Annotated in this window: 13 protein-coding genes; 4 read left to right on the top strand and 9 right to left on the bottom strand. The window is 67.6% G+C overall.

All coding sequences use genetic code 11. From position 1 onward, the window contains the following. Position 1: 1 nt before the first annotated feature. Together WC815_01055 and WC815_01050 are read left to right on the top strand one after the other, a co-directional pair. A complete protein-coding gene (locus WC815_01055) occupies positions 2-940 on the top strand; it encodes a UDP-glucuronic acid decarboxylase family protein (protein ID MFA5907342.1) in 939 nt (312 codons plus the stop codon). Next, positions 941-2251 (top strand): DEAD/DEAH box helicase, encoded by a 1311-nt coding sequence (locus tag WC815_01050; protein MFA5907341.1) that lies wholly within the window; start codon positions 941-943, stop codon positions 2249-2251. A 110-nt stretch (positions 2252-2361) separates the two neighbouring features. Here the strand turns inward: WC815_01050 and WC815_01045 are convergent, their stop codons facing one another. The 4 genes from WC815_01045 to hflX all read right to left on the bottom strand — a co-directional run bounded on the left by WC815_01045 (position 2362) and on the right by hflX (position 6229). Next, a complete protein-coding gene (locus tag WC815_01045) occupies positions 2362-2763 on the bottom strand; it encodes a hypothetical protein (GenBank protein MFA5907340.1) in 402 nt (133 codons plus the stop codon). A gap of 208 nt (positions 2764-2971) precedes the next feature. Next, positions 2972-3529: a CDP-alcohol phosphatidyltransferase family protein gene (locus WC815_01040; protein ID MFA5907339.1), complete on the bottom strand. Its 558-nt coding sequence runs from the start codon at positions 3527-3529 to the stop codon at positions 2972-2974. After that, positions 3526-4848, bottom strand: a complete 1323-nt coding sequence (locus WC815_01035) for a tetratricopeptide repeat protein (protein ID MFA5907338.1) — start codon at positions 4846-4848, stop codon at positions 3526-3528. Before WC815_01035 ends, WC815_01040 begins: the two co-directional genes overlap by 4 nt. Before the next feature lie 79 nt (positions 4849-4927). Continuing rightward, positions 4928-6229, bottom strand: a complete 1302-nt coding sequence (hflX, locus tag WC815_01030; GenBank protein ID MFA5907337.1) for a GTPase HflX — start codon at positions 6227-6229, stop codon at positions 4928-4930. 63 nt (positions 6230-6292) lie between these two features. On the opposite strand from hflX, the gene WC815_01025 reads away from it, so the two are divergent. After that, positions 6293-7525, top strand: coding sequence for a hypothetical protein (locus tag WC815_01025; protein ID MFA5907336.1), 1233 nt, complete (start codon positions 6293-6295; stop codon positions 7523-7525). Positions 7526-7529: 4 nt separating this feature from the next. On the opposite strand, the gene WC815_01020 is transcribed toward WC815_01025, so the two are convergent. From WC815_01020 to WC815_01000, 5 genes are all read right to left on the bottom strand, one after another. Further along, complete coding sequence (locus tag WC815_01020) at positions 7530-8753, bottom strand: MFS transporter (protein ID MFA5907335.1); 1224 nt, start codon at positions 8751-8753, stop codon at positions 7530-7532. Beyond that, positions 8754-9743: a class II fructose-bisphosphatase gene (glpX, locus tag WC815_01015; GenBank protein MFA5907334.1), complete on the bottom strand. Its 990-nt coding sequence runs from the start codon at positions 9741-9743 to the stop codon at positions 8754-8756. A gap of 38 nt (positions 9744-9781) precedes the next feature. Next, complete coding sequence (locus WC815_01010; protein MFA5907333.1) at positions 9782-10582, bottom strand: SAM-dependent chlorinase/fluorinase; 801 nt, start codon at positions 10580-10582, stop codon at positions 9782-9784. Between the two features lie 13 nt (positions 10583-10595). Continuing rightward, a complete protein-coding gene (locus WC815_01005) occupies positions 10596-11189 on the bottom strand; it encodes a class I SAM-dependent methyltransferase (protein ID MFA5907332.1) in 594 nt (197 codons plus the stop codon). Positions 11190-11333: 144 nt separating this feature from the next. After that, the gene (locus WC815_01000; protein MFA5907331.1) at positions 11334-11723 is read right to left on the bottom strand and encodes a polymer-forming cytoskeletal protein; all 390 of its coding nucleotides are present in this window, start codon (positions 11721-11723) and stop codon (positions 11334-11336) included. A 304-nt stretch (positions 11724-12027) separates the two neighbouring features. On the opposite strand from WC815_01000, the gene WC815_00995 reads away from it, so the two are divergent. Then, entirely contained in the window at positions 12028-13191 is a 1164-nt protein-coding gene (locus WC815_00995; protein MFA5907330.1) for an IscS subfamily cysteine desulfurase, read from the top strand. The last annotated feature ends 135 nt before the right edge of the window (positions 13192-13326 follow it).

The following is a 13326-nucleotide window of genomic DNA, read 5'->3' as shown; positions in this document are numbered from 1 at the left end:
GGTGCCGCGCGCGGTCATCACCGGCGCCGCCGGCTTCATCGGCTCCCACCTGTCGGAGGCGCTGCTCGATCGCGGCTTCTCGGTGGTCGGCATCGACAACCTGCTGACCGGTGACCTGGCCAACATCGCGCACCTGCGCGACCGCGACTTCCAGTTCATCCGCCACGACGTCACCAACTACATCGACGTCGACGGCCCGGTGGACTACGTGCTGCACTGGGCCAGCCCGGCCAGCCCGATCGACTACCTGGAGCTGCCCATCCCGACGCTCAAGGTCGGCGCGCTCGGCACCCATAAGGCGCTGGGCCTGGCCAAGGCGAAGGGGGCCACGTTCCTGATCGCCTCCACCTCCGAGGTCTACGGCGATCCGCTCGAACATCCGCAGAAAGAAAGCTACTGGGGCAACGTCAACCCGATCGGACCGCGCGGCGTCTACGATGAAGCCAAGCGCTTTGCCGAAGCGATGACGGTGGCCTACCGCCGGTACCACAACCTCGACACCAAGATCGTCCGCATCTTCAATACCTACGGCCCGCGCATGCGCATCCGTGACGGCCGCGCCGTGCCGGCGTTCATCTCGCAGGCGCTGCTGAACCAGGACGTCACGGTGTTCGGCGACGGCACGCAGACGCGGAGCTTCTGTTACATCAGCGACCTGGTGGACGGCATCATCCGCCTGATGCACTCGAAGGAAAACGATCCGATCAACATCGGCAACCCGCAGGAGATGACGATCGAGCAGATCGCGCGCCTGATCATCGAGATGACGGGGTCGAAGAGCCGGATCGTCTACGGGCCGCTGCCCACCGACGACCCGAAGGTGCGGCAGCCGGACATCACCCGGGCGCGCACCCTGCTCGGCTGGGAGCCGAAAGTGCCGCTCGAGCAGGGGCTCGTGCGCACCATCGATTACTTCAGGAAAAAGGTTCTAGGTTCCTAGTTGCCATTCACGACGCTCGGCCTCGGCTCGAAGATCACCAGCGCGCTCACGGAACAGGGTTACGTCGAGCCGACGCCGATCCAGGCAAAGGCCATCCCGATCATCCTCGAAGGCCGCGACATCATCGGCGTGGCGCAGACCGGCACCGGCAAGACCGCGGCCTTCGTGCTGCCCTTGCTCGAGCGCCTGAGCGGCTCGGAGCCAACCCGGCACATGCGCGCCCTGATCGTCGCCCCCACGCGCGAGCTGGTGGCGCAGATCGAGGAGAACATCCGCGCCTATGGCCGCCACCTCAACCTGCGCTACGCCACCATCTTCGGCGGCGTCGGCGAGGGCCCGCAGATCCAGGCCCTGCGCCGCGGCGTTGACATCGCCGTGGCCACGCCCGGGCGCCTGCTCGACCTGATGCAGCAGCGGCACGTGAACTTCGCCGACCTGCAGGTGCTGGTGCTGGACGAGGCCGACCGCATGCTGGACATGGGGTTCCTGCCGCCGATCCGCAAGATCGTGGCGGCGACGCCGAAGACCCGCCAGACGCTGCTGTTCTCGGCGACGATGTCGAAAGAGATCGAGGCGGTGACGCGCGAGGTCCTGAAGTCCCCGGCGCACGTGGAGATCGGCGCGCGCTCGACGCCGGTCGAAGCCGTCGCGCAATGGATCGTCGAGGTCTCACAGGCCGCCAAGGTGCCGGCGCTGGTCCACCTGCTCAAGGACGCCGCGCTCGAATCGGTGCTGGTCTTCTCGCGCACCAAGCACGGCGCCGATCGCATTGCCCGCAAGCTGGAGGACGCCGGCATCCGCTGCGCGACGCTGCATTCGAACCGCACCCAGGGCCAGCGGATTCTCGCCCTCAAGCGCTTCAAGTCCGGTGACGTCCGCTGCCTCGTCGCCACCGATATCGCGGCACGCGGCATCGACGTTGACGGCATCTCGCACGTCATCAACTACGACTTCCCGCCGCAGCCGGAAGACTACGTGCACCGCATCGGCCGCACCGGCCGCGCGCAGGCCATCGGCGACGCGATCAGCTTTGTCTCGCACGACGAGATGGACGACCTGCGCCGCCTGGAGAAGTTCCTCGGCCGCGGCATCCCGCGCCGCAAGCTCGAGGGGTTCGTCGCCAACACGCCACACCCACCGTCGTCGTCGGCGTCGGTGGGCAGGCCCGCCTCCGCACCGGGCGCGGGGCGCACGCATGCGCGGCCGGGCGCCAGCCGGCGGCCGGGCGGTGGTGGTGGCGGCGGGTCGTGGCGGCCACGGGGTCCGGGCGGCCAGCGCAGCGGGCCGTCAGGCCGGCGCGGACGGACCTAGCCGGGGCGAGCGCTTCGCGCTCGTAGGGCCTTACTCACTTCGTTCCTTCGGTGGGCTCGGCGGCTTTGCCGCCTCGTGGGGGTCGGCCGACTGTCGTCGGCCTCCTGGGGTTAGTGCACGAAGCCCTCAGTTCCAGCCCTCACCGGGATTCTTAGAATCTTCAGTCTCCCAGGCGCACTATGGCGCCCATCAGGACCATAGTCGGTCACGTAGACATGCGTGTCGTCGCGGCCTATGGGCATGCCCGGCAGCTTGATGTCACTCACCAACTTGTGACGATTGAGCGAATGCAGGTTCATCCAGTAGTCAGACTCGGTGCTCTGGCCAAACACGTAATCCGCGGGCAACCGTGTTCGGTAATGAACCGTGGCCACCGCATCACCGAATTGGCCGGCAGACTTCACCAGCGAGTTCCGCGCCGTCCACCGGACAGCTGGTTCACCGCCCAGCGTCCGTAGCACGCTGCCGTCGTCGGCAAACAACGGCGACGTGACATCGAAGCGGCGCCGCACCCGGCGAGCAGGGCTACAGCGACCAGTCCGAGCATCCGCATGAGGGAGTTTACCCCCCGATGGCATTTGTTTTCCCACGAGCGGCGCAAGCCGCAAGTCCTACGAGGCCGCGTAGCGGCCGAGCCTACGCGGGCCGAGCGGGGCGAGGACCGCGCCCTACGCCGAGCGCCGAAGGCGAGAGGCGCCCACGCGCGCCGCAGGCGCGCGCCTACTCGTTGATGATCCGCGCCAGGCGCCACACGTAGTCCACCCACGACGCCAGGGTGATGACCAGTGACAGCCAGATCGCGGCATCAACCCACAGCGAGGTGTGCCCGAGGTAGTTGAAGAACATCACCACCACGCACGAGACGAGGAAGACCGCCGTCGCCAGCTTCCCGAGCGGCGACGGACGGAACGTGCGCGGGCCCATCGCGAGGTTGACGATCGCGACGGTCAGCACGATGCCCAGGTCCCGGCTGATCACGATGATCGTGAGCCACAACGGCAACCGGTTGACGAGGCCGATGTTGGGCAGCGTCAGGACCACGAACGTCGTGGCGATCAGCAGCTTGTCGGCGGCCGGATCGAGCCAGGCCCCGAGGTCGCTCTTGCCGCTGGTCTTGCGCGCCGCCAGGCCGTCGAGCAGGTCGGTGAGGCCGGCGAACATGAAGGTCAGCAGCGCCCAGCCGAACCGCCCATACAACGTGAGCAGGACGAACGCCGGCACCAGCAGCATCCGCAGCAGCGTCAGCTGATTGGCCAGCGTGAAGACCTGGGCGGTCATGGCCGGGCGAGCGCTTCGATGCGGCTGATGATTTCCATGGCGTCGGCACCGCTGACGCCGCGCAGCAGTTCAAAATTGCCGCCGGCGAGCGGCATGATGCCGGCGGCGACAGCCTGCGAGACGTACGGGTAGCTGAGGTGCCCGGACGGCACGTCGTTCACCGTCACCATCGTCGCCTGCCACTTCTTCAGCAGGTCTGGCTTCGCGGCTGCCACCAGCCCCAGGAGCCGCGACACCGTCAGCGCCAATTCGCCGCGGCGCACGCGCGTGCCGGGCTGGAACTCGTAGTTGGGCAGCGGATCCATGATGCCCGCCCGGGCCACGGCGGTGATCCACTGCTGCGCCCAGTGCCCGCGCACATCCGTGATGATCAACTGCCGCGGACGCGCGCGCGCGACCAGGGCTTCGAGCCGGATGCCAATCAGCGCGGCGATCTCGGCCCGGGTCACGCCTGGATTCGACGGAATGGCGCGATACTCGGCCGGCAGCTTCATCAGCGCCGCCCGCGCGCGCACGCGTGCCACCACGCTGTCGGGCACCTCGCCGAGGTCGATGGCCCGCGCCCGTTCGTAGGCCGACAGGGCGCCGACCATGTCGCCGTCGGCCTCCAGCAGCCCGCCGATGGCGGCCCACGACCGCGAATCGCTCGTGTCGAGCTCCACGGCACGGCGATAGTGTCCGATCGCCCCCGTCGCATCGCCGGCCTTCTGCTCCACCGCCGCCAGCTCGCGATACAGGAACGCGGAATCGGGAGACGCGGCAATGGCCTGTTGATACGCCGCCCTCGCTTCGTCCCATCGCTGGGCATCGGCCGCGGCCTTGGCCCGCGCCAGCATGTCCTGCGTCGCGCGGAACCGCAGTACGTCCACCCGGGACTTCAGGTCCGACAGCGACGCGTCTTTCGCCAGCGCCGCCTCGAAGCTGGCCAGCGCGTCGCCGAGGCGATCCATCTCGAGCAGCGCCTGTCCGCGCCCGACGAGCGCCGGCACGTAGGCCGGGTCCGCAACCAGGGCGCGGTCGAATCGGCTGACGGCATCGGCCTCATTGCCGCGCGCCAGCGCCACGTAGCCGAGGGCCGCGTCGGCCGGATGGAACGCGGGTTGCTGCTTCAGGGCCGACGAGAACTCACGCTCGGCGCTGCGCAGGTCGTCGAGCTGCAGGAACTGCCAGCCGCGATCGAGGCGAGCGGTCTGCTCCGCGAGGGAGCCGTCGGGCGCCGTGGGGAACATGAACTCCGGATGCTTGGGCGCCCCGACCACCGCCGGCGGCGCCTTCGGCGCGCACGACGCGAGAAAGATGCCACAGAGACACAGAGCCACGGAGAAGACCAGGACTTTGGGGTATGCCAAAACAAGACTGTCTTCTTTGTGCCTCGGTATCTTGGTGGCAAACATTCGCTTAACCACGACGCCCTCGCACTTTCGGGGCCGCGGGCGTGGCCAGGCCAATCATCGCCAGCAGGCGCCGGGGGACGTCGAGCTCGAGCGTGGCCCGATCACCCATGGTGGCGTGACTGTGGACCGTGGCATGGCGATAGACCCACGCCAGGCGCTCGGCCTGCGCCGCATCCGACAGGTCGAGTTCGAGCGTCACGCGCTGCTGATCGAGGGCCAGCCGTGAGGCGACGCTTTCCAGTAATTCGTCGCAGCCGATTCCGGTGGCTGCCGAAATCAGCAGGGCTGACGGATCGCTCTCCTGGAGCCGCCGCCGCTCGTCTGGCGACAGCATGTCCACCTTGTTAAAGACCTCGACGCGCGGCACCGTGAGCGCGCCGACCTCTTCGAGCACGCGCGTGACCGCGGCCATGTGCCGCTCGCGTTCGGGATTCGAGGCGTCGATGACGTGCAGGACGAGGTCGGCATCCGCGGTTTCCTCGAGGGTCGCGCGGAACGCCGCCACCAGCGTGTGCGGCAGTCGATCGATGAAGCCGACGGTGTCGCTCAACAGCAACTCGCGGCGGTCCGGCAGGGCCACGCGGCGGACCAGCGGGTCGAGCGTGACAAACAGCGCGTTCGACGCTTCCGCCTCGGACCGGGTCAGCCGGTTGAAGAGCGTGGTCTTGCCGGCGTTGGTGTAGCCGACCAGGGCCACCGTCGGTGCATCCATCTTCTGCCGGCGCTCCCGCAACTGCGTGCGCCGGCGGCGGACGACGTCGATTTCGTCGGTGAGCACCTTCATCCGCACGCGAATGCGCCGGCGGTCCGCTTCGAGCTTGGTTTCACCCGGCCCGCGCGTGCCGATGCCGCCGCCCTGCTGCGACAATCCCGCGCTGGATCCGACCAGCCGCGGCAGCAGGTACTTCAACTGGGCCAGCTCGACCTGCAGCTTGCCTTCGCGCGTCTTCGCGCGCCTGGCAAAGATGTCGAGAATGAGTTGGGTACGGTCAACGACCTTGCGGTCCAGGCGCTTGGTCAGCTCGCGCAACTGCGCGGGCGACAGCTCGTTGTCGAAGATCACGACGTCGGCGTCAGCTTCCGCCGCCGCGGCCGCCAGCACGGCCACCTTGCCGCTGCCGAGAAAGGTCGCCGAATCCGGCCTGGGGCGCTCCTGGAGCACGCGCAGGACCGTGCGCGCGCCGGCGGCCTCCGCGAGGCCGCCGAGCTCTTCGAGGGAATGTTCCGCGTCGACCCGCCGCGCGCCGCCGGTCACCAAGCCGACAAGCGCCGCTCGTTCCACCAGCACGGGACGCCGTGTACTCATCTTCACCGCGATTTTAGCACGCGGCTTCCCTGGGCCGCGGACGTGCCCCCTATAATCGAGTCCGTGGTGCCGATCGATTTTGTCTTGTTCGCGTTGACGCTGGCGGGCGTCGCCATCTTCCATCACCGCACGCTGGAAGTGGCCCTCTCGGGCCTCGCCGTCATCGTGCTCTACAAGCTGGCGCTCGGGACCTTCCCGGCCGGTCCGGGCATTGATGGGTTGCTGACCCACCTCGGCCACGAATGGGTAATCGTCGTCAACCTGGCGTGCCTGCTGACGGGCTTTGCGATCCTGTCGCGGCACTTCGAGAAGAGCCACGTGCCGCTGGCGTTACCGCGGCTGCTGCCAGATGACTGGAAAGGCTGTTTCGCGCTCCTGGGCATCGTGTTTGTGCTCTCGTCGTTTCTCGACAACATTGCCGCCGCCCTCATCGGCGGCGCCATGGCGCACACGCTGTTCAAGAAGGTGCACATCGGCTACCTGGCGGCGATCGTGGCGGCGTCCAACGCGGGAGGCGCAGGGAGCGTGGTCGGCGACACCACCACCACGATGATGTGGATCGACGGCGTGTCGCCCATCGACGTGCTGCATGCCTATGCGGCATCCGTGGTGGCCCTGTTCATCTCGGGGCTGGTCGGCGCCGTGCAGCAGCATCGCTATTCGCCGATCATGAGGGACGTCCGGCACCAGCCGCACATCGACTGGACACGCGTTGCGATTGTCATCGCTATGCTCGCCGCGGCCATTGCGGCGAACGTGGTCGTGAACCTGTACTTCACCGGCCTCGCCGACCTGTTTCCGTTCATCGGCGTCGCGGTCTGGATGGTCATTATCGCCACCGCTCCCATCCGTCGTCCGGACTGGGAGCTGCTCGGTGAAGCGGGCCGCGGTGCCGTGTTCCTGCTCGCCCTGGTGCTGGCCGCCTCGATGATGCCGGTTGATCGGTTGCCGGCGGCATCGTGGGTAACGGCGTTCGGGCTCGGATTCGTGTCGTCGGTGTTCGACAACATCCCCTTGACCAAGCTTGCACTTGAACAAGGCGGGTACGACTGGGGCGTGCTGGCGTTTGCGGTGGGTTATGGTGGGTCGATGATCTGGTTCGGCTCGTCGGCTGGTGTGGCGATCACGAACCTGTACCCGGACGCGCGCTCGGTTGGCACCTGGATCCGCCAGGGCTGGCACGTCGCCGTGGCGTACGTCGTGGGGTTCCTGGTGATGATCGCGCTGCTCGGCTGGCACCCGCACGAACCGCACAAGCCCGTAGCGCGCCCGCCGGCGTCAGCGCCGGCGCACTAACGCCTCAACTGTCGGCGAGCGGAGCTTCGTGGGAGACCGAGGTCGGCTCCGACCGCAGGCGACGAGCGACCATGACCGCCAGCACCACGAGCAGGACGACGTCGGCCACGAACACGATGCGCAGTCCCGATCCGCCGATGAAGCCGGCGACCACGGGACTCACCGCCAGGCCGATGAGGGATGCCGTGGTCATCACGCCGAAGCCGGTCGCATGCGCATCAGCCGGCAGCAGCGATCCGGCCACCGAATAGATGGTGGTCGTCGCCACGCCGATGGCCACCCCCACCGCCACCATCGCGGCCCCGACGATCCACAACGTCGGCGCGATCACGATCGTGGCCATGGCCACCGCCGCGGTCGCGGCGCCGGCCACGATCACTCGCCTGGCGGGGCGGTCCTTCATGAGCCTGGGCGCCAGCTGCGACCCGAACGCCGCCGCCACGGCCCCGAGTGAAAAGAGGATGCCCGAGACCAGCGGCACGCGCTGCGCCTCGACCCCGACCTGGGCGACAAACAACGGCAGCACCGGACCGAAGCTGCGGTCCACGGTCTGCAACCCGAAGATGACGAACAAGGCCAGCACAAACCCCGGCAGGCGCATCAGGTGCGAGAACACTTCCATGCCGCCCCTGGCGTTCTTGGCCGCGACCTTGCGGGGCGGCTCCTTGTAGGCGACCAGCACCAGCACCATCGCCGCCGCATAAAATGCCGCCGCGAACAGGAACGAGTTCCGCAGTCCCACCAGCGGCGCCAGCAGGCCACCAACGACGGGACCAACGGCGGGCCCCAGGCGATGCCCGGTCTGCACCGCGCCGATGGCACGCGCCATTCGATCGCGAGGCACCGACTGGGCCGCCATGGAAATGGTGAGCGCGCCATAGCCGGCGAACACCCCGAGCAGGGCGCGGAGCGCGAACAACTGCCACGGCGCTGTCACGAACGCCATGCTTGCCATGGTGAGGATAAATGCGGTCAGCGACCGGATGACCAGGACCTTGCTGCCGTAGCGATCGCCGACCCGGCCCCACAGGGGCGCGCTGATGGCCGTGACCGTGGGCGTGGCGCCCAGCGTCAGGCCCGTCCACATCGCGATCTCACCGACGTCGGTCGTGCCCAGCTCCGCGATGTAGAGCGGGAGGAATGGCATGACCAGCGTGAAGCCGGTGAAGCCGATGCAGCCTGCCGCCGCGGCGGCAAACACGTTCCGGCGTTGCTGGCGTTCGTCCAATCAGAATCGGATCTTGACCGACGGGCCCGGGTAGACCTGGATGCTGTCGATGAAGCGGATGCGATGCGGGTTGGTCTGCATCACCATCGAACTGGTGCGAATACCGCTGCCGAAGAACTGCACGCCCTTCATCAACGACCCGTCGGTGACGCCGGTCGCGGCAAACACGATGTCCTTGCCGCAGGCGAGGTCCTCGGACTTGTAGATCTTCTTGAAGTCCTTGATGCCCATGGCCCGGCAGCGCTCTTCGTCTTCCGGCTTGGCCACGACCAGGCGGGCGAAGATCTCGCCGTTCAGGCAGCGCATGGCCGCCGCCGTCAGCACGCCCTCGGGCGCGCCACCCGTGCCCATCACCGCATGCACGCCGGTGCCGGACACCGCCGCCGCGATACCGGCCGACAGGTCGCCGTCGCCAATCAACCGGATGCGCGCGCCGGTCGCCCGGATATCCTCGATCAGCTTCTCGTGACGCGGCCGATCAAGGACCACCACCGTCAGTTCGTCGACCTGGCGACCGAGGCTCCTGGCAATGGCGCGGAGGTTCTCGCGCACCGGCGCGTCCAGATCGACCAGGTGCTTCGAGGTCGGCCCGACGACCAGCTTCTCCATGTAGAGGTCGGGCGCGTGCAGCAGGCCGCCCTTCTCGGACGCGGCCAGCACGGCGATGGCGTTGGCGGCGCCAGTGGCGCAGAGGTTGGTGCCCTCCAGCGGATCGACGGCGATGTCAACCTCGTCCCAGGTGCGGCCGCCGTTGACCTTCTTCTGCGCGAGGCCGACCTTTTCGCCGATGTAGAGCATCGGCGCTTCGTCACGCTCGCCTTCGCCAATCACGATGGTGCCGTCGATCGGCACCGTGTCCATTTCCCGGCGCATGGCTTCCACCGCGACCTGGTCGGACCCGTGGCGATCGCCCTGGCCCATGGTGTGCGCGCAGGCGATGGCGGCCTGTTCGGTGACGCGGAGGAACTCGAGCGAGAGATCAGATTCCATGGTTGTGTCCTGCAGCTAAAGGCAAACAGCAAATCGTATCAAATTTGCCGCACCCGGCGCACCGTAACCGTGGCGCCGCGCGACAGCCGCAGCAGCGTGGCCGCGTCCCCGGCGTTGACGGCAATCTCGAGGTGATCGGTGCTCCCGAACAGCGCGCACACCTCGCCGGCCGGCGCCTCGGCATAGGTCGCGACCACGCGGTCCACTTCGTGCGTGCCGGCGCGAATCGCGATGGCGCCTCCGCTGGCGAACTGCTCGAACACCCGGCGGTCGATGTTGGTGATCAGGTTGCCGAACCGGTCGACGCGGATGACCTCACCGCTGATGTGGGCGCCGTCGGCCCCGGCGCGCGGCAGGTCGAGCAACTGGAAGTCGGTGACGCCCCGGCCCAGCGAGGCGATCGCGATCCCCTTGGCCAGCCATCCGGCCGCCGGGGCGAAGCGATCGCGGCCCTCGAACGTGCGGCTGATGGTCGGCAGCGCGTACTTGCGCTCCGTCAACTCCACGACCTTCCGGGGCGGCGACTCGCGAAACACCGCCGACAGCACGCCGTTGTCGGGGGCCACGAACTTGTAGTCCCCGGTGTCGGCCGCCAGGCCGCGACGGGACGAGCCCACGCCCGGATCCACCACGACGAGAAAGATGGTGCCGTGCGGGAAGTAGCGATAGCAGGCGGCGAGTTCCAGCGCGCCGGCCATCACGTCGTGCGCCGGGATGTCGTGGCCAATGTCGACGAGCGTCACGTCGGGACAGACGCCAAGCACCACCCCTTTCAGGGTGCCGGCGTAATGATCTCGGGTGCCGAAGTCACTCAGGAAGGCAACGACCGGTCGGGCCATGAATGCCCGGCCCTCAACCGCGTGGCGCGGGCTTGCGGAAGAGCATCTCGCGGAGCTTGCTCTTCATCAGGAAGGAGTCGGTGACGCGAAGGTCCTTGAACAGCTTGATGATGTCGCCGTTCAGCAGGCTCCGCTGGCGGGCGCGCAGCGCCGGGTAGGTGCGATACCGCAGCGTCAATTCATCGACGACCACGTATTTCGTGTAGATCTGGTCGCGGGCCTCGGCGGTGCTGAACAGGCCGAGCAGGCATCCATCGGCCTTGAGCAACCGGCACAACGCCGTGGCCAGGGCCTGCGCCGCCGGGCGATCGAGATAGTCGAGGATGTCCCAGCACAGGATGCCGTCCACCGACCCGGGCGCCTGCGTGAAACGGCCGGCGAAAAATTCCGGCAGTTGCTCCAGCGTGCCGTCCTTGACGTGGCGATCGATGTCGGCGGCGACGTCTTCCACGCGAATGCGGCACCCCAGGTGCTCGCCGAAAAACGTGACGTTGCTGCCGACGACGGGGCCGAGATCGAGGATGAGGGGATTGTCGGCGGGCTGGAGCGTCGCGAGAAACTTCTGGAGGGCCTTGGTCGGATACGCCGCTTCCGCCACCTGCGTCACGGACGAGTCCGCCGCAGCCTCAGCCTCGCCACCCCGGCGAGAGCCAAGGATGCCAAACAAGTCGGTTAGCGATCGGGCGTCGGCCATGGCTCCTTGAGACTGAAAGGCGGAAGGCGCGGGGCCTTCCGCCTTCGTAAGAACGCTTTAGGCCCCGACCTTCTGGGACTGGGGCTGCGCCTGTCCGGGCGCCGCGGGCGCATTCGGCTTGGCCGCCTGCTTGGTGCCGGCGCGCTGCATGTCAACGGCGCCGCGGAAGTGCGCGCCTTCGGCAATGGCGACGCGCGGCGAGGCAATGTCGCCGTCCACGGATCCGTTGTCGCGGATGTCCACCTTCTCCGAAGCGGTGACGTTGCCGGTGACTTCACCCAGCACGACCACGGCCTTGGCGAAGACTTCCGCCTTGATCTTGCCGTTGGGACCAATCGTGAGAACGTTATCCTTCAGATCGATCCGACCCTCAACGTGGCCTTCAATCGTGAGGTCTTCACTCCCGCTCAACTCGCCTTTGATGATGACGGACTTTCCGATATTCACGTTGTCTCTCCCAAGTTGGGTACGCGGCTCGCTAGCAGCCGGCGCAGCGGCCACAGGCGCCGAGGGTGTAGCCGCCGGCGTTTGGGCCGGTGGCGTGGCCGGTTTGACCGACTCATCCCGCTTCCACATCGCTGAAACCTCCCCCTCTGCTGGAAATCCCGCTCGAGGGTGCCAATTATTTTTGAAACCCGGGGAAGTGGGCTTCGGTGTTGAAGTCTCGCCAGTATAGAAGCCCCCGCAAACCGTTGTCTAGTCCTTTTATTGCTGAGAGTTAGCAGGAATGCTACGATCAGATTTCCCACCCATGCGCATCTATCTGGACCATAACGCGACCACCCCGCTCGACCCGCTGGTCGCCGACCGGATGACCCGGGCCTTGCGTGAGGTCTGGGGCAACCCGTCCAGCGTGCACCATTTCGGTCAACAGGCCAAAGCGGCCCTGGACGACGCCCGAGGCGCCGTGGCGACGCTGCTGGGCGCTGAAGCCTCGGAAATCGTCTTTACCGCCGGCGGAACCGAGAGCGACAACATCGCCATTCGGGGCGCCGCCGAGGCCCTCGAGCCGGGCGGGCGCCGGCACCTGATCACGAGCGCGATTGAGCACGAAGCGGTGCTCAACACCATGAAGGCGCTCGCTAAGCGCGGCTGGCGCGTCACCACCCTCGCCGTTGACGACTCGGGCCTGGTCTCGCCCGATCGCCTGCGTGACGCGATTACCGACGACACCGCGCTGGTCTCGGTGATGCACGCCAACAACGAGATCGGCACCATCCAGCCCATCGCGGAGCTGGCGGCGATTGCACACGAACGTGGCGCGCTGTTCCACACCGACGCCGTGCAGTCGTCGGGCAAGATCCCGGTCGACGTTCGCGCCCTCGGCGTGGACCTGCTGTCGATCGCGGGGCACAAGTTCTACGGCCCGAAAGGCACCGGCGCCTTGTGGCTGAAGCGCGGCGTCCGGCTGATCCCGCCGATGACCGGCGGCCGGCAGGAACGCAATCGCCGCGCCGGCACCGAGAACGTCCCGGCGCTGGTCGGCCTGGGCGTGGCGGCCGAGGTGGCGAAACAGAAACTGGCAAGCGAGGCCGAGCGGCTGAGCGTGCTGCGCGACCGCCTCGAAGCCGGCATCCTCGCCTCGGTGACCGGCAGCGCGCGCAACGGCGCCATCAGCCCGCGCGTCCCCAACACCGCCAACGTGAGCATCAACGGCGTCGAATCGGAGTCGTTGCTGATCGGCCTCGACCTGGCCGGCATCGCGGTGTCGTCGGGATCCGCGTGCTCATCCGGCACGCTCGAGCCGTCGCACGTCCTCAAGGCCATGGGCCTGCCGCACGGGCGCACGCTTGGATCGATCCGCTTCAGCCTCGGCGCCTCGAATACCGACGCCGATATCGATCGGGTCATCGAGGTCCTGCCGCCGCTCGTCGAGAAGCTGCGCAGCCTGACCACCGTGGGCGGGCGGAAATAAGTCAATGGCCACGGAGCCACGATTAGCCACAAAGGCACAGAGACAGTGAGAAGACTTTGGGTTGGAGACTGCTGGCGGCTGACACCCCAAGTTGTTGCTCCGAGTCTTCGCGTCTCTGTGGCCGTACCGTTGTTC

Source organism: Vicinamibacterales bacterium (assembly GCA_041659285.1).
Taxonomy (GTDB): domain Bacteria; phylum Acidobacteriota; class Vicinamibacteria; order Vicinamibacterales; family UBA2999; genus 12-FULL-67-14b.
This window is presented reverse-complemented; position numbering and strand designations above follow the sequence as displayed.

Bases quoted from the DNA above. Each gene is read 5' to 3' on its own strand.
- WC815_01040 (MFA5907339.1), bottom strand. From the start codon at position 3,529: ATGACCGCCCAGGTCTTCACGCTGGCCAATCAGCTGACGCTGCTGCGG.
- hflX (MFA5907337.1), bottom strand. From the start codon at position 6,229: ATGAGTACACGGCGTCCCGTGCTGGTGGAACGAGCGGCGCTTGTCGGC.
- glpX (MFA5907334.1), bottom strand. From the start codon at position 9,743: ATGGAATCTGATCTCTCGCTCGAGTTCCTCCGCGTCACCGAACAGGCC.
- WC815_01010 (MFA5907333.1), bottom strand. From the start codon at position 10,582: ATGGCCCGACCGGTCGTTGCCTTCCTGAGTGACTTCGGCACCCGAGAT.
- WC815_00995 (MFA5907330.1), top strand. From the start codon at position 12,028: ATGCGCATCTATCTGGACCATAACGCGACCACCCCGCTCGACCCGCTG.